The 16,630-nt window shown below is 64.6% G+C and carries 10 protein-coding genes; 5 read left to right on the top strand and 5 right to left on the bottom strand.

Annotated features, from left to right (window positions below):
* The first annotated feature begins 310 nt into the window (after window positions 1-310).
* The 3 genes from QEN71_RS22395 to moaE are packed head-to-tail and all read left to right on the top strand — an operon-like array spanning window position 311 to window position 2,302.
* Window positions 311-1,531: a molybdopterin molybdotransferase MoeA gene (locus QEN71_RS22395; protein ID WP_233471944.1), complete on the top strand. Its 1,221-nt coding sequence runs from the start codon at window positions 311-313 to the stop codon at window positions 1,529-1,531.
* Window positions 1,532-1,546: 15 nt separating this feature from the next.
* Window positions 1,547-1,804: a molybdopterin converting factor subunit 1 gene (moaD, locus tag QEN71_RS22390; protein ID WP_201652113.1), complete on the top strand. Its 258-nt coding sequence runs from the start codon at window positions 1,547-1,549 to the stop codon at window positions 1,802-1,804.
* Between the two features lie 21 nt (window positions 1,805-1,825).
* The gene (moaE, locus tag QEN71_RS22385; protein ID WP_201652115.1) at window positions 1,826-2,302 is read left to right on the top strand and encodes a molybdopterin synthase catalytic subunit MoaE; all 477 of its coding nucleotides are present in this window, start codon (window positions 1,826-1,828) and stop codon (window positions 2,300-2,302) included.
* A gap of 123 nt (window positions 2,303-2,425) precedes the next feature.
* On the opposite strand, the gene QEN71_RS22380 is transcribed toward moaE, so the two are convergent.
* Window positions 2,426-2,986 (bottom strand): group III truncated hemoglobin, encoded by a 561-nt coding sequence (locus QEN71_RS22380; RefSeq protein ID WP_201652117.1) that lies wholly within the window; start codon window positions 2,984-2,986, stop codon window positions 2,426-2,428.
* A 239-nt stretch (window positions 2,987-3,225) separates the two neighbouring features.
* On the opposite strand from QEN71_RS22380, the gene QEN71_RS22375 reads away from it, so the two are divergent.
* Entirely contained in the window at window positions 3,226-3,723 is a 498-nt protein-coding gene (locus QEN71_RS22375; protein ID WP_201652119.1) for an Rrf2 family transcriptional regulator, read from the top strand.
* 289 nt (window positions 3,724-4,012) lie between these two features.
* Window positions 4,013-6,610: an ATP-dependent chaperone ClpB gene (gene clpB / locus QEN71_RS22370; RefSeq protein ID WP_201652121.1), complete on the top strand. Its 2,598-nt coding sequence runs from the start codon at window positions 4,013-4,015 to the stop codon at window positions 6,608-6,610.
* A 109-nt stretch (window positions 6,611-6,719) separates the two neighbouring features.
* Here clpB and QEN71_RS22365 read toward each other — a convergent pair whose 3' ends face one another.
* The 4 genes from QEN71_RS22365 to QEN71_RS22350 form a co-directional block, all read right to left on the bottom strand.
* Window positions 6,720-7,163, bottom strand: a complete 444-nt coding sequence (locus QEN71_RS22365; RefSeq protein WP_201652123.1) for a YidB family protein — start codon at window positions 7,161-7,163, stop codon at window positions 6,720-6,722.
* 131 nt (window positions 7,164-7,294) lie between these two features.
* Complete coding sequence (locus tag QEN71_RS22360; protein ID WP_201652125.1) at window positions 7,295-7,852, bottom strand: ComEA family DNA-binding protein; 558 nt, start codon at window positions 7,850-7,852, stop codon at window positions 7,295-7,297.
* Between the two features lie 182 nt (window positions 7,853-8,034).
* Entirely contained in the window at window positions 8,035-10,392 is a 2,358-nt protein-coding gene (pbpC, locus tag QEN71_RS22355) for a penicillin-binding protein 1C (RefSeq protein WP_377791236.1), read from the bottom strand.
* A 15-nt stretch (window positions 10,393-10,407) separates the two neighbouring features.
* Window positions 10,408-16,476 (bottom strand): alpha-2-macroglobulin family protein, encoded by a 6,069-nt coding sequence (locus QEN71_RS22350; RefSeq protein ID WP_201652127.1) that lies wholly within the window; start codon window positions 16,474-16,476, stop codon window positions 10,408-10,410.
* Between the last annotated feature and the right edge of the window lie 154 nt (window positions 16,477-16,630).

Below are 16,630 nucleotides of genomic sequence, written 5' to 3'. Positions count from 1 at the left end.
GCGTCGCTGCGCGAGAACTCAGAGACCGTGTGCCGTGGTGTTATCCTGGCGGGCACCGGAGGTTTGAAGCGGCTTTCTTTTGCCTACTTTTCTTTGCCGCTGCAAAGAAAAGTAGGTGCCGCCCCGCACAGGGGCAACGCATGCAGCACCGCTACGAATTCGCGGATGCCAATGCAGCAAAAAACCCCACCGCGCCGCCCAGGCGCCCTCCCGCTACAATGGATTCTTTCCGAATCGCTCTAAAAACCGAACGATGTCCACCCCCAAGCCTCCGGCGCCGCCCGGACAGCCAGCAGCCCCCCGCGCGCCCATGCTCTCGACAGCCGACGCGCTCGCGACGCTGCTCGGCGCCGCCGTGCAGATCGACGGCACCGAAACGCTGTCGACCCTCGACGCCACCAACCGCGTTCTGGCCACCGACGTCGTCTCGCCACTCGACGTCCCGCCGATGAACACGAGTTCGATGGACGGCTACGCGGTGCGCGTCGCCGAACTGTCGCAAGGCGAACGGCGTCTGCCCATTTCGCAGCGGATTCCGGCCGGGCACGCGCCGCAGCCGCTCGCCGAGGGCACGGCCGCGCGCATCTTCACCGGTGCGACGGTGCCGCCCGGCGCCGATGCCATCGTGATGCAGGAACAGACGGAAGCCGCCGGCGACGAAGTGACGATCCTGCACACGCCGAAAGCGGGCGAATGGATCACGCAACAGGGCGCGGACATCCACAAGGGCGCGACCATTCTGCCCGCCGGCACGCGGCTCTCGCCGCAGGCGCTCGGGCTGGTGGCGTCGGTCGGTTGCGCGAATCTTGAGGTCGTGCGGCGCGTGAAAGTCGCCGTGTTTTTCACCGGCGACGAACTGACGATGCCCGGCGAGCCGCTCGCGCCGGGCGCCATCTACAACTCGAATCGCTTCACGTTGACGGGTTTGCTGCACAAGCTCGGCTGCGAGGTGACCGATTACGGCATCGTGCCCGACAAGCTCGATGCAACCCGCAATACGCTGCGCGAAGCCGCTCAGGCGCATGATCTGATCCTGACGTGCGGCGGCGTATCGGTGGGCGAGGAAGATCACGTGAAGCCCGCCGTCGAGGCGGAAGGGCGTCTGTCGATGTGGCAGATCGCGATGAAGCCCGGCAAGCCGCTCGCGTTCGGCGCGATCCGGCGCGCAGAAGATCAGGACAACTCCGGCGAGACGTTCTTCATCGGCCTGCCGGGCAATCCAGTCTCAACGTTCGTCACATTCCTGCTGTTCGTGCGGCCGTTCCTGCTGCGTCTCGCGGGCGTGCGTACGGTGACGCCGCGCGCGCTCTCGCTGCGCGCCGATTTCACGCAGCACAAGGGCGATCGCCGCAACGAATTCCTGCGCGCACGCGTGAACGCCGCGGGCGGTCTCGATCTGTTCCCGAACCAGAGTTCGGCTGTGCTGACGTCGACCGTCTGGGGCGACGGGCTGATCGACAATCCGCCGAATCACACGATCAGCGCCGGCGAGACCGTGCGCTTCATCCCGTTTTCCGAATTGCTGAATTAATTGCAGAACTGCACGATGAAGATCCAGCTGAAATATTTTGCGAGCGTGCGTGAAGCGCTCGGCCGTTCCGATGAAGCCGTGGACCTGCCGGAAGGTATCGCGACCGTCGGCGACGTGCGCGCGTGGCTGCGCGTGCGCGGCGGCGTGTGGGCGGAGACGCTCGCGGAAGGGCGCGCGCTGCGCATGGCGTGCAATCACATCATGACGGACGCGGGCACGCGCATCACCGACGGCTGCGAAGTTGCGTTCTTCCCGCCCGTCACGGGCGGCTGAACCGTCTATGAGGATCGAACGATGACCGTGCGCGTTCAGACTGAAGATTTCGACCTGTCGACGGAAGTGGCCGCGTTGCGTGCGCAGAATCCGAAGGTGGGCGCCGTCGCGTGCTTCGTCGGCACGGTGCGCGACATCAACGAAGGCGAAACCGTCGAGACGATGGAGCTCGAACACTATCCGGGCATGACGGAGAAGTCGCTGGAAGCGATCGTCGAGGCGGCACGCGAGCGCTGGCCGGGTACCGAAGTGCTGATCGTGCACCGCGTCGGCAAATTGATGCCGCTCGACCAGATCGTGCTGGTCGCGACGACGTCGAAGCATCGCGGGAATGCGTTCGCGTCGTGCGAATTCGTGATGGACTACCTGAAAACCCAGGCGCCGTTCTGGAAAAAAGAAAAAACCGAAAGCGGCGAACGCTGGGTCGACGCGCGCGTCACCGACGATGAAGCACTCGCGCGTTGGGGACTCGAATCGCTCAATTCGAAAGCCGATTAAACGTTATTCATTGAACGCTTCAAAAAAATAACGTTGACGCGATTATCGGCTTCACATGTCAAATTGCGATTGCCGGATGGCAATTGTTAAATCGCTCGCGTTAGTCTCACTCAATCGCGACACTCAATCATCATCGCGCGATTTGCCGATGATTTTGGCCGGAAACGGCTCGCCGCGCGGCCGCGCATGCTCGGCTTCGTGTTCGTCGCGCGGGCGGCGGCGAGGCGCGATGCGCTCCAGCAGCGCCTGCTGCTCGGCAGGAATCTGGTAGTCCCAGCCGAACTTGCTCAACTGCAGGCTCTGCGCGATACGCAGCGCCGGTTCCATGAAACGGACGGCGGCGGCGGGCTCGTAGCGTGACTCGACCGTGTCCAGGAACAGATACAGCCAGCGGCTGAAATGGCGCGGCTCAAGCCCCTCCAGCGGCATATGCGCCTGTTGCACGTTGCCCCGATACTGCTTCGCGCCCAGCACCAGCGATCCCCAGAACACGCACATTTTCGGCAGATGCTCGTCCCAGCGTCCCGCGAGCTTCTGTTCGAAGGCGGGGCCGAGCAGCGCGTCGGCGCGCACGCGATCGTAGAACGCATAGACGAGTTCACGGATATTGTCTTCCGTGGGATCGGCATAACGCGGGTCGAGACGGACAACGGCGGGAATATCAGCGGTAATTTCAGACTTCATATCTGGAACAAAAGTGAGTCGCGCGAATTGCGCAGACACAAACGTTGGAAGGGCGTTTATTAATCTCAGAAAAAAATGCGCTTCAAACGAAAGTTACCGTTTATAGTTACGCGAAATAACGAGATACATGCGGCAATAAGATGTGTTTTGAAGGCATGTTATTGCACGCTGCAGTACAGGCGTTAGTGGAGCTGGCGTGAACATTCCGCATGCCGTCTCCGTCGCGATTTTGCCTTTCAATGAGACTCACAGACTATACCGATTACTCGCTGCGCGTGCTGCTATACCTCGCAGTTCGATCCGAAGGACTGGCAACGATACAAGACATCTCCGACGCTTATGGGATATCGAAGAACCATCTGATGAAGGTGGTTCAGCGGCTCGCCGAACTCGGCTGGGTCGAAACCGTGCGCGGGCGCAACGGCGGTTTGCGTCTGTACGAGCACTCGTCGGCGCTGACGGTCGGCGAAGTGGTGCGGGCGGCCGAGAGCGACTTCGCACTGGTTCCCTGCTTCAACGGCGTCGATGCGAGCGGGGCGCACCGCGAGTGTGTCATTCAGTCGCAATGCAGACTCAAGAGCGTGCTCGAATCGGCGCGCGATGCTTTTTTCCGCGAACTCGACAGCTATACGATCCGCGATATCGCCGAGCCCGCTTCGCCGTTGATGTCGCTGCTCGGGCTCAAGCCGTCAGCCGTCGTCGTGCCAATCGTGCCCGTTGCGTCGACGGGGACTTGAGTTACCAGCTGGAAACGGGCGCCCCGTGCCACGGCCAGGACGCCTGAAATCTCACAGGCGCGCGGGCGAGCCCGTCCCTTTGTGCCGCCGCGCCGCGTGTTCTCACGCCCGCTGCCTTCCTTCCGCCCGACCCAACGCCGGACTACACTGACCGGTGTCCCCACGCTGTCCTCGCGACCTGTACGTTCGTACGAACCGCGCGCAAATTCTCTCTTCTTCGTTCAAAAAAGCGCTTGAAACCCAAATAAAACGCCTCATTTTGGTGGTAATCGAAATTGGAGGTCGCTTGATGAGAATCGACAAACTCACCACTAAATTCCAGGAAGCGCTAGCCGACGCGCAAAGCCTCGCCGTGGGCCATGACAATCAGTACATCGAGCCCGTTCACCTGCTTGCCGCGCTCGTCGCGCAGCAGGACGGCTCCGCGCGCTCGTTGCTGGCGCGCGCCGGCGTCCACGTGCAGGCGCTGCAAACCGCGCTGGCCGACGCGATCACGCGTCTGCCGCAGGTGCAGGGCACGGACGGCAACGTGCAGATCGGCCGCGATCTGACGGGCCTGTTGAACCAGGCAGACAAGGAAGCACAGAAGCTCAACGACACCTACATCGCGAGCGAAATGTTCCTGCTCTCCGTCGCTGACGACAAAGGCGAAGCCGGGCGTCTCGCGCGCGAGCACGGTCTGTCGCGCAAGTCGCTCGAAGCGGCGATCGTCGCCGTGCGCGGCGGCGCGCAGGTGCACAGCCAGGACGCCGAAAGCCAGCGCGAAGCGCTGAAGAAATACACGATCGACCTGACCGAGCGCGCCCGTGCGGGCAAGCTCGACCCGGTGATCGGCCGCGACGACGAAATCCGCCGTTCTATCCAGATCCTCCAGCGCCGCACGAAGAACAATCCGGTGCTGATCGGCGAGCCGGGCGTCGGCAAGACGGCGATCGTCGAAGGTCTCGCGCAGCGCATCGTCAACGGCGAAGTGCCCGAAACGCTGAAGGGCAAGCGCGTGCTGTCGCTCGACATGGCGGCGCTGCTCGCGGGCGCGAAGTATCGCGGCGAGTTCGAAGAACGCCTGAAGGCCGTGTTGAACGACATCGCGAAGGACGAAGGCCAGACCATCGTCTTCATCGACGAGATTCACACGATGGTCGGCGCGGGCAAGGCGGAAGGCGCGATGGACGCCGGCAACATGCTGAAGCCGGCGTTGTCGCGCGGCGAACTGCATTGCGTCGGCGCGACCACGCTCGACGAATACCGCAAGTACATCGAGAAGGATGCCGCGCTGGAGCGCCGCTTCCAGAAAGTGCTCGTCGACGAACCGAGCGTCGAGGCGACCATCGCGATTCTGCGCGGCTTGCAGGAACGCTATGAGCTGCACCACGGCGTCGATATCACCGATCCGGCCATCGTCGCCGCGGCGGAACTGTCGCATCGCTACATCACCGATCGTTTCCTGCCGGACAAGGCGATCGACCTGATCGACGAAGCGGCGTCGAAGATCAAGATGGAAATCGACTCGAAGCCCGAGGAGATGGACCGGCTCGACCGTCGACGCATCCAGCTGAAGATCGAGCGCGAAGCGGTCAAGAAGGAGAAGGACGAGGCGTCGCAGAAGCGTCTGCAGCTGATCGAGGAAGAAATCGAGCGGCTGGATCGCGAATATTCGGATCTCGAAGAAATCTGGACGGCGGAAAAAGCGGCCGTGCAGGGCAGCGCGCAGTTGAAGGAAGAGATCGAGAAGACGCGCGCGGAAATCACGCGTCTGCAGCGTGAAGGCAAGCTGGAGAAGGTCGCCGAACTGCAATACGGCAAGCTGCCGCAACTCGAGCAGCAACTGAAGGCGGTCACGAAGGCCGAGGCGGAAGAGCAGAGCAATCCGACGCGTCCGCGTCTCTTGCGCACGCAGGTCGGTGCGGAGGAAATCGCGGAAGTCGTGTCGCGCGCAACGGGCATTCCTGTGTCGCGGATGATGCAGGGCGAGCGCGAAAAGCTGCTGCAGATCGAAGAAAAGCTGCATCAGCGCGTGGTCGGTCAGGATGAAGCGATCAGCGCCGTGGCCGACGCGATCCGCCGTTCGCGTGCCGGTCTGTCGGATCCGAATCGTCCGTATGGCTCGTTCCTGTTCCTCGGGCCGACGGGCGTCGGCAAGACGGAACTGTGCAAGGCGCTCGCGGCGTTCCTGTTCGACGCGGAAGATCACCTCATCCGCATCGACATGAGCGAGTTCATGGAGAAGCACAGCGTCGCGCGTCTGATCGGCGCGCCGCCGGGCTATGTCGGTTACGAGGAAGGCGGCTATCTGACGGAAGCGGTCCGCCGCAAGCCGTACAGCGTGATCCTGCTCGACGAAATCGAGAAGGCGCACCCGGACGTCTTCAACGTGCTGCTGCAGGTGCTCGACGACGGCCGCATGACGGACGGCCAGGGCCGCACGGTCGACTTCAAGAACACGGTGATCGTGATGACGTCGAACCTTGGTTCGCAAGTGATCCAGTCGATGGTCGGCGAGCCGCAGGACGCCGTGAAGGACGCCGTCTGGGAAGAAGTGAAGCTGCATTTCCGGCCGGAATTCCTGAACCGGATCGACGATGTGGTCGTGTTCCATGCGCTCGATCGCTCGAACATCCAGTCGATCGCGAAGATCCAGCTGGAGCGCGTGCACGAGCGGCTCGCGAAGCTCGACATGCAACTGGTCGTGTCGGATGCGGCGTTGGAACTGATCGGCAAGGTCGGCTACGACCCGCTGTTCGGCGCTCGGCCGTTGAAGCGCGCGATCCAGCAGGAGATCGAAAACCCGGTCGCGAAGCTGATTCTGGCCGGGAAGTTCGGTCCGAAGGACGTGATCCCCGTCGAAGTGGACAACGGCAAGCTGGTGTTCGACCGCGTGGTGCACTAAGCGGTGAAAGAGCGGTGCGTCGAAACACGGCGCAACCGCTCCGGAGCGAAATCAAAAAGGGCAACGAAGCGATTCGTTGCCCTTTTTTGCGTGCTGCTTAAGAAGAAACTCAGGCGTTCTTGTTGCCGAACATGCCCGCGATCTGGCCAAGCGCGCCCAGCGCGCCGGAGAGGCCGCCTGCGTCGACTTTGCCGTCGGCGGGCACTTCGCCGTTCGGCGTCGCCGCGTTGACCACATGCGGCAATACTTGCGACAGCAGGCCCGTCACCATCGACGGTTCGACGCCGACTTTCGCCGCCATGTTGGCGACGGTTTCCGAGCCGAGCACGTTGTGCAGCGTGTCGGCGGCGATCGGCTGGTTCTCGCCCGTGCCGACCCACGAGTTGATGATGTCGCCCGCGCCGTTCTGCTGGAAGCGCTGGATCAGGCCGTTCAGGCCGCCCGGCTGGTTGTTGATAAATTCGAGCGCGGCGCTCATCAGCGCCGCCTGGCCGCCGCCTTGCGGCGATTCACCGCCGCCCAGCATGGAACCGAGGGTGTCGAGTAGGCTCATGACAATCTCTCTTGAGAAGCCGGCGCGTCGTGCGTGAAGCATGCGCCGGCAGGGAACGAAACGCCGCGCGAAACGCGGCACCAATGGTCGTCAGGCAGTGCGGCCACTGGACGCTGACGGACTGCGCGTCCTTATGCGCCCGATGCAGCGGACGCAGCCTTGCTCTTCTTCGATTTCTTCGACTTCGAAGCGGTCGTGTCCGACGCCATCGCGGGTGCGGATGCCGCCATAGCCGCAGGCGCTGACGCCGCAGCGGCGTCGGCCTTGCTCTTCTTCTTCGACTTCGATGCTTTCGCGTCCGATGCGGCAGCGGGCGCTGTCGTTTGCATCGGGTTTTGCGTCGTGGTGGCAGCCGGCGCGGCTGTTGCTTTTGACGTCGTCGCAGCCGTCGATTTCGCAGGCGCACCCGACGGCGGCGCGGACGAGCCGTTGATCGTGAGGCCCGCTGCTTCGAGATTCTTCACCGACTTCTGGCCGATACCCTTGACCCGGTTGGCGAGATCGTCGGCGTCCTTGAACGGGCCGTTCTTCGTGCGTTCGTCGATGATCGCTTTCGCATGGACGGGGCCGATGCCCTTGACCGATTCGAGCGCGGCCTGATCGGCCGAATTGACTTCGACGGCGGCCGCAAATCCTGCTGAGACCGACAGCACCAGCGCAACGCACAGCATCAACAGCTTTTTCAACATGGCAATCACTCCATTGAGGGCAAACAGGTAGCCGGAACGGACGACGCTTTCATTTGAGCAAGCACTGCGTTCAAGCATAGGACAATTTACTGTCCTGTTTAGTCGGGGCAGCGCGCAACGATGCGCGAATCGGCCGATTTATACCGTTCGAATCGTGACAAGACAATGCGGGCTCACCAAATTTAAAGGTTTTGCCCGTTCGTAGTGCGGTCTTGCTGGGTGGATGTCAGAGGAGTTGGAGATTTCGGCGGCGTGGATCGGCGTGCCGCTGCGCCGCGCACTTCGAAATGCACCGAATCGGCGCTCGTGCCGTCTGCATCGACGAGTTCGAGCACGTGACGGCCCGGCCACGGCAGCCACAGCACGCGCTCGTCGCGGCCGAGCGGCTTGCCGTCGAGCCGCCAGCTGCTGCGCCCGGACGAGCCGCTTGCGCGCTCGAACACGATGCGCTGACGCGCGGCGGGAATGTCGGGATCGAGCGCGAACAGCGTGCCGTCGGCGGGCGAGCCGATGCGCGGCGCGGCGTTTGCCGCCGCCGCACTTTGCCGCGTCGACGCGCGCGAAACGGACGTTGCCTCGTCGGCCGCATGGGCGTTCGCCGCGAGCCCGACAACGGGCGTCTGCGTGCCGCTGACGAACCACTCGTTGCGCGCGGGCTCGATATTGCCGTCGAAGGTCACGCGCGTTTGCACGACTCCTGCGGGCGCGCGCGGCCCGACGCTCGGCACGCGCCGGTGCAGATAGCCGACGACAGCCGCCCAGATGGGCGAGGCGCCCGTGACGCCGGATACGTCCCACATCGGCTGGCCGTCCGCATTGCCGACCCACACGCCGACCGTGTAACGCGACGTATAGCCGATCGTCCAGTTGTCGCGCATATCCTTGCTGGTGCCCGTTTTCACGGCCGAGAAAAAGCGCGTCGCGAGCGGGCTGTCGAAGCCGAACGTGCGCGTGCGCGCGTTGTTGTCCGACAGAACGGTCGTGATGACGTAGCTCGCGTCGCCGCTGAAGACGCGTTGCGTTTGCGTTGCCACGGGCGACGACGGGCGCCGCAGGACATCGACGGTCGGCGCGGCCACGCCGCCGTTGGCGAGCGCGCGATACGCGTTGGTCAGCGACAGCAGCGTCACGTCCGCGCTGCCGAGCGCGAGCGAATAGCCGTAATAGTCGCCGCTCTGATCGAGCGGAAGGCCGAGCGCGGTGAGCGTCTTCGCGAACCGGTGCGGCGTGACCATCACCAGCGTGCGCACGGCGGGCACGTTCAGCGACGAGCCGAGCGCCGTGCGCACGCTCACCCAGCCCTTGAAGTCCTTGTCGTAGTTCTGCGGAATGTAGAGGCCGCCGCCTGCCGGGAGATCGAGCGGCGCGTCGTCGAGCAGCGATGCCGTGGTGAGCCGCCGTTCGTCGATGGCCTGCGCATACAGGAAGGGCTTCAACGTCGAGCCCGCCTGGCGGCGCGCGAGCACGGCATCGACATCGCGCGCGCCCGACAATCCGCCCGACGAGCCGACCCACGCGAGCACGTCGCCCGTCGCGTTATCGAGCACGACCACAGCGCCGTCGTGCACGTTGCGCGGATGCGCGGGCGCGTTGAGTTCGACGAGCGTGCGCGTGAGCGTGTCGCTGGCGAACCGCTGCAATTTTGCGTCGAGCGTGCTGGTCACGCGCGTGCCCGCTACAGGATGCATTTCGCTCGCGATGCGACGCGCGATGTGCGGCGCGAGCGTCGGCGCATCGGGCGACACGGACAGCAGCGCGGGAGCAGGGCGCGCGAACGCCAGTTGCACGAACGCCGTGAGATTCGCGCAGCGCTCGGGCGCTTTCATGTCGCGCAGGATGCGGCACGCGCGGTCGCTGACCTTCGTGTACGGCGCGTTCGGCGCGCGGATCAAGGCGGCGGCGACGGCGGCTTCGCGTTCGTCGAGACCCGACGGCGACTTGCCGAACAGCGTGGTCGACAGCGCGGACAGACCGATCGTCTCACCGCGAAACGGCACGAGGTTCAGATACGCTTCGAGAATCTGATCCTTGCGCCACGTGCGTTCGAGCCACAGCGCGCTCACGGCCTGATTGGCCTTCTGCGCGATCGAACGCTGGCCCGAACGCTCCCGCTCGTCATCGAGCAGACCCGTTAGCTGCATCGTGACCGTCGACGCGCCGCGCGTGCGCGTGTTCCACAGGTTCGCCCAAGCGGCCGCCGCAGCGCCGCGCCAGTCGACGCCGCTATGTTCGTAAAAGCGCTTGTCTTCCGACACGACGATCGCTTCGCGCAGCGCGGGCGACACGTCCGCGAGCGCGACCCAGTCGCCGCGCCGCTCGGTCCGGTCGATGCGCGTGCGTTGCAGCGGCACGCCGTCGCGCGACAGCAGCAGCCAGTCGGAACTGCGCCATTCGGTGCGGACGTCGTCGAAAGTCGGCAGTGCGTGCGCGGCGAGCGGTTCGCCGATCAACAGCACGCACAACGCGATCCGCACTAACGCGCGAGGCCAACGCTGTTTGAGCGTGGACTCGCAGTTCATCGCGTTCGCACATTGACGCATCGCACGCGCTCCTCGTTACTTGCCAGGCGCCGTCGCCGGTTTTACGACGACGGGCGCATTCGGCAGCACGCCGAAGGTCGACGGCGCGTAGAGCGCTTCGACGCGCGTCGGCGGCAGACCGAACGTGCCAACGTTGTTCAGCCGCACCGTGTACTCGATCGAGAAGGTGCCCTTCGGCACGTAATCGTAGTACGCGCGATAGCCGTCGAAGCCGCGCTCGACGAACGCCGGCCACGCTTCGCCCTTCGACTTCTCGCCTTGCGTCGCTGCTTCCGAATCGCGGCCGAGGCCCGAGCCGAGGATCGTCGCGCCCGCCGGCACGGGATCGTTGACGACGACCCACGTCATGTCCGTCTGCGCGACGATGTCGAGGTGCACGCGCACGATATCGCCGCGCGTGTTCACGCCCTTGACGGCGGGATCGACGGGCGTGACGGTCTTCGTGATCCGGTAGCCCGCCGCGAACGGTGCTTTCAGCGCGACGGCCGCGAGGCTTTCGATAGTCGCCCACGGCTTGCCCGTGCCGTCGTGCGTCAGTGTCAGCGACACCGGCGCGCTGCGCGTTTCGGGCGGCCACGGCAACAACTGGCTGCGCGTGTCGGAGGTCTTCGTGATGGCTGTGGCGGACGCATAGTTCGCGGCGGCGGAAGCGGGCTGGTTCCACGAAATCGTCTTGTCCGTCGAGCCGAGTTGCAGCTTCGTCTGACCCGTTACAGGCGTGCTCTCGAACACCTGCGAGAAGCGCTGCACGGCAATCGAGCCCCACAGGTTCGCCGTCGTCGTCTGCCATGCGCCGTTCTTCTGCAACGCGAGCATCCCCGCGACGAGACGCGGCATCTCGTCCTTCCAGCCCGGTACATCGACGAACGTGAGCGCGGTGCGCGCCGCGTTCGTTTCCGTGCCCGACATCAGCCACCACAGATCGTCGTTGTCGGCCGTCGAGAACGTGAGGCGCGTGCCCTGATACGTGAGCCGCGAGCGGATGATCTGTTCGACCTGCGCGAGCTTCTCATCGCGCTGCGGAATGTCCTTCACGCGCGACAGCACCGCGTAGTAGTCGAGCACGGCCGAGGTCGGCCACTGGTTCGGCGCGATTTCGATCGAACCGAGCATGCTGGCGCGCGCGGCGCCGTGCCGCGACAGCGCTTCGAGCGCGGCGAGCTTGCGCAGATCGAGATCCTTTCGCGGCGCCCAGATGTTCCGTTCGAGCCGTCCTTCGACGAAGTTGATCAGGCCGCCTTCGAGCTTCGCGCGCAGATCGTCGGGTAGCGCGAAGCGCGGATCGAGCTTCGCGGCTTCGTCGGTGACGGAGAGCAGATAGGCCGTCAGCGTCGTGCTGCCTGTGTTGCCGCTGTCGTCGCCGGGCGGGAAGTAGTTCGCGAGACCGTCCTTGTCGAAATAGACGGGCATGCGCGCGAGCACGCCTTGCCAGCGTGTTGCGTCGCGCAGACCGAGTGCCACGGAAGTCTGCTGTTCGAGGCAGCTATACGGGTAGCGTTCGAACCAGCGGCGCACGCCCGGCATGCCGTCCGACAGCTTCGATTGCAGCGACACCGCGATGCCGCCGCGCAATGCACCCGCTTGCGTCGCGGTCGCGTCCGGCGGCGCGGCGACGTGCAGCGAGAACGAGCCGTCGACTTGCGTGAGCGTCGCCTGCTGCACGGTGATGGGGATGGCGGCCGTCACGCGCTGCGTGATCTTGAGCGCGTCGGTCGCGTGCGATGCGCCTTGTTCGGCGGCGCCGATGTTCCAGGTCAACGCGGCGGGCGTGGCTTCGGAAAGTCCATCGGGCGGCGATACGTTCCACGCGACTTCGCGTGCCGAATCGGCGGCGACATCCACTGTTTGCGCCTGCAGCGACAGCCCCGGCACGTTCGGCGTGACAACGACTTTCATCGCACGCGTCGTCGTGTTGCGCACCGTGAACTGCGCGCGGAACTGGTCGCCTTCGCGCACGAGCGGCGGCAGTCCGGAGATCAGCTGCAGATCCTGCGTGCTGCGGATCGACGTGCTGCCCGTGCCGAACGTGCCGTCGCCGACGGCTGCAATCGCGACGATTCGGAAGCTCGTCAACGCGTCGTTGAGCGGCACGTCGACGGATGCTTCGCCGTTGGCATCCAGCGTCACGCGCGGATTCCACAGCAGGAGCGTATCGAACAGTTCGCGCGTCGAGCTGTGTCCGCCGCCGCCGCCCGCGGGCACGGCCTTGCGTCCGAAGTGTCGGCGTCCGACGATCTCCATCTGCGCGGTCGCCGTTTCGACGCCGTACGCGCGCCGTTGCAGCATCGCGTCGAGCACGTCCCAGCTGTTGTTCGGCATCAGTTCGAGCAGGGCTTCGTCGACGGCGGCCACGGCGATTTGCGTACCCGCAGGCGCAGGCTTGCCGCCCGGCATCTGCACGCGCAGCTTCACATGCGCCTTGCCGCGCACCGTGTACGACTTCGCGTCCGGCGTCACCGTGACGGCGAGCTTGTGCGCCGCCGTGCCGACCTTGATCTCGGCGAGACCGTAGCGGAACGCGGGCTTCGACAGATCGACGAGCGGCGTCGGCGCCTCGTAGTACCGGCCTTCGTACCAGAACGCGCGCGCCCATTCGAGCGGCGCCTTCCAGCCCCACGTGAAGAACGAGTACCACGGCACCTCGCGGATGCGTCCGCGCAGCGCGAGCACCGACACATACACGTTCGGCCCCCAGGCCTCGTTCACCTTCAGTTCGACGGTCGGATCCTTGCCATCGAGCTTCACGACATGCGTCTCGACGATCCCTTCACGTTCGACGGCCACGAGCGCCGTCGCGAAGCGGAAGGGCATGCGCACCTGGAAGCGGGCCGTTTCGCCCGGCTCGTACGCGCTCTTTTCGGGCAGCACGTCGATGCGGTCGGTGTTCTCGCCGCCGAACCACAGGTCTTCCTCGCGCGTGACCCAGACGGACGTCGTGGCCGTCGATGCGTGGCCGTCACCGTCCTTCGCCGTGACGACGAGATCGACGTTGCCCGCTTCCTTGAGCTTCGCGTCGCAGCTCATCAGGCCGTGGTCGTCGCTCTTGCCGCTGCACAGCGTGCCGAGGTCTTTGGTTTCGGTGTGGTTGTCGTACGCATAGAAGCCGCCGACCATGCGCTTTCTCGACGTGATCGTGATGCGCGCGATGCCGCGCACTTCGAGCGGCACGCCCGCGCGCGGCTTGCCTTGCAGATCGACGGCGAGCGCCTTCACGGGCACCGAGTTGCCCACCGACACCCATTGCCCCGACTTCACGCCCGCGACGACGGCGGCGGGCCAGAGCGTCGCGTTGCCGCTGATCGTCTGCACTTCGCCGTTCGGATCGGCAAAGGTGGCTTCGAGCGCGAGACGCTTCGGCGCGTCGACTTGCGGCACGCTCTTCAAGGTCAGGCTGCCCGCGCCGTTGCGATCGAGCGTGACGGGTTCCTTGTCGGCGATCAGCTTCGACGTGTCGTCGTCGGCGGACTGTTCGCTTTCTTCATCGTCCGAAGACGAGGTGTTCGCTTCGTTGCGCTTCCTGTACGGCGCGAAACTGAACTCGGGATACGTGCCCGCGAAGGCGGGCGTCGTGCTCTTCATGAGCGCCGAGACCTGCACGGGCAGACCCGACGCGCCGCCGCCCGACATATAGTCGATTTGCAGCGTGACGGGCGCTTCGCTCGCGGCGACGAGCGGATGCGTTTTCTCGTCGCGCACGGCAATCGTGCCTTTGAACACGGGCAGGCGGAATTCCTCGACGCGGAAGCTGCCCGACGAATAGCTGTGGCGCGCGGAATCGGCGGAGTTGTCTTCGTTGTCGTCGCTGTTGTCGTTCGTGTCGTTCGATGTTGCATTCACGTCGCCGTCATCCAGCGACACGCTGTATTCGCCGAGCTTCGCCGCTGCCGGAATCGCAAAGGTCGAATCCGACGTGTGATCGGCGGCCCATTTCAACGGCATGTGCCACGTCTGCCCGCTGCCGAGATGACGGATCGTCAGGCGCGTCGGATACGTCTTCGGAAACGCGAGGCCGTGCATCGTCTCGACACGGATCATGTGCTTCATCGACACCGTTTCGCCCGCGCGCAGCAGCGTCCGGTCGAACACGGTATGCGCGCGCACGGACTGCTCGATGCTCGTATCCGTCGGCACGTTGAAGCGCCACGCTTCGATCCCGCGATTCCAGTCGGAGCGCACGAACGCCATGTCGTGACCCGTCTTCGGATCGTCGATACGCGCCGACACGAAGAAGCCGTCGAAGCTTTCGTCCTTGCACTCGCTGCGCGACGTCAGCGACTGGTTGATCGTCAGCACGCCGTGCGCATCTGTCTTGCCCGACGCGAGTTCGTCGCCGTTGCAGTCGCTCACGTGCACGTCGGCGTTCGGGACGGGCTGGCCCTTGTCGAGCGTCGTGACCCAGACGACGCTGTTTTCGCGTCCCTGTTTGAAGTGCACGCCGAGATTCGTGACGAGCACCGCCGTGCGCACGTACATCGGCGCCTGCTTGCCGAGCAGCGATGCGCCGAGCGCGGGCGACGCGAGTTCGATCACATAGAAACCGGGCTTCGTGACAGGCACGCCGACCACTTCGAACGGTCGCAACGTTTTCGGATCGGCTTTCGGCAGCGCGAGCGTTTCGACATTCTTTTGACCCGCGAGCAACGACAGCGAGCGCACGTCGATCAACGGATTCTTGCGGTCTTCGGCTGGGTCCGAGTCTTCGCTCTTGCGCGGCACGATCACGGGATGCGGATTGTGCGCGAGCAGTTGCGGCATCTGCTGGTTGATCGACTGGCGATCCATCATGAAGCCGTCGAAGCGATCGACATTGCGCATCCAGCGGCGGATGTCGCTGTCGGCATCGACGCGAAGCTTCGTGAACTGCGCGTTGCCCGCGTTCAGTCCGGCGATATGCAGATCGGCTTCGACATTGCGCAGCGTGACGGGCACGAGCGCGGGCATGTCCGGCTCCGCAAAACGCTCGACGATGCCGAACGTCCCCGAAGAAAACTTCGCGAGCGGCGGCAGCGGCGCCGTCGTCGTCTTGAGCGGGAACAGGTCCGCGTTGGTCAGCGCGCGGCCGCTGACGTCTTTCAGATTCGACGGCAGTTCGATGCTCAGGTCGGCGCGCTCGGGCAGCGGCGCGGCGAATTCGATCGCCGTGGTTTGCGGGTCTTTGTCGTCGGGCGAGAAGGTCGGCTTGATCTCGCCGTTCGGCCCCTTGATGCGGATCTTTTCGGCGTCGGTGCGCAGAATGGGCGCGTTGAACTGGACGCGTAGCGGCCGCAAAGGCGTGCAGGGCGCCTTCGCGTTCTCGCGCTCGCAACTGAAGCTCGCGGCGAACGGTTCGCGCACGTTGAAATCGAAACGGCGTTCGACGTCGTTCGCAATGCCGCTCGGACTCGCGACGCCCTTGCCATACACCAGCTGCGCCTTCGCACCCGACGGCAGCGCCTGCTGGCATTGCAGCGTCAGCACGCGCGCCGCTTCCTTTTGCAGACGGAAACGCTTGAGCAGTTCAGTGCGCGTCGCGGCATCGACGTTCTTCACGGGAATCCGGTTGCCGAGTCCGCTCGATTCGCACCACACGTGCTGCTGCACAGATGCATCCGTCGCCGGGCCGTTCAGACGCAGGACGAACGCCTGGTTTTCCTCGATTTCGCCGCCGTAGGGCTGAACGTTCTGCACGAACGGGCCGCCCGTTTCGAACGCGTAGTGGCGCGGGCCCGTCAACGCATGGCCAGCCGACGACTTCAAGCCGTCGTTCAGATCGACGGAACAGGCGACGCCGGGCGGCAGATCGGCATTGAAGTCCCACGCCCAGGTCTTGTCGTCGATCCAGCGCGCCTGGCCGGCGCTCGCCGACGCGTCGTTGCACTTGATGCGCGCGGGCGCGGGCAGATCGGGCGCGCCGAACGCGACCATCGATTCGTCGAACTTGACGACGACCTGCCGGACCTGCGCGACCTTGCCTTGCGGCGAAACCTGCGTGATGCGTGCTGCATCCGCGCGCCACGTGAGCGTGGTGAGGGTGATGAAAACGCCGAGCATCGCAGCCGCTGCGGCCGCCCATTTCCGTTGACGATTGATGGTGCCGCTCTGCATCGACTGCGCTCCCGGTTTCATTTTTCTTTCGGATGGCAGCCGATTCTAACCGACGCTTTCGACGTTCCCAACCTGCTTCACAGGTAGGATGACGCCGACATCTGTACATCATCAGATAGCACTTGACTTAGAGTTCACTCGAAGTCCTAACCTG

Origin of the sequence: Paraburkholderia sabiae (assembly GCF_030412785.1) — a bacterium.
In the GTDB taxonomy this organism is placed as follows: Bacteria; Pseudomonadota; Gammaproteobacteria; order Burkholderiales; family Burkholderiaceae; genus Paraburkholderia; species Paraburkholderia sabiae.
Note: the sequence above shows the minus strand (reverse complement) of the source record. Positions and strands in the feature narration are given on the sequence as shown.

Coding starts and splice junctions, on each gene's coding strand:
- QEN71_RS22395 (WP_233471944.1), top strand. CDS start 311: ATGCTCTCGACAGCCGACGCGCTCGCGACGCTGCTCGGCGCCGCCGTG.
- moaD (WP_201652113.1), top strand. CDS start 1,547: ATGAAGATCCAGCTGAAATATTTTGCGAGCGTGCGTGAAGCGCTCGGC.
- moaE (WP_201652115.1), top strand. CDS start 1,826: ATGACCGTGCGCGTTCAGACTGAAGATTTCGACCTGTCGACGGAAGTG.
- QEN71_RS22380 (WP_201652117.1), bottom strand. CDS start 2,986: ATGAAGTCTGAAATTACCGCTGATATTCCCGCCGTTGTCCGTCTCGAC.
- QEN71_RS22375 (WP_201652119.1), top strand. CDS start 3,226: ATGAGACTCACAGACTATACCGATTACTCGCTGCGCGTGCTGCTATAC.
- clpB (WP_201652121.1), top strand. CDS start 4,013: ATGAGAATCGACAAACTCACCACTAAATTCCAGGAAGCGCTAGCCGAC.
- QEN71_RS22365 (WP_201652123.1), bottom strand. CDS start 7,163: ATGAGCCTACTCGACACCCTCGGTTCCATGCTGGGCGGCGGTGAATCG.
- QEN71_RS22360 (WP_201652125.1), bottom strand. CDS start 7,852: ATGTTGAAAAAGCTGTTGATGCTGTGCGTTGCGCTGGTGCTGTCGGTC.
- pbpC (WP_377791236.1), bottom strand. CDS start 10,392: ATGCGTCAATGTGCGAACGCGATGAACTGCGAGTCCACGCTCAAACAG.
- QEN71_RS22350 (WP_201652127.1), bottom strand. CDS start 16,476: ATGCAGAGCGGCACCATCAATCGTCAACGGAAATGGGCGGCCGCAGCG.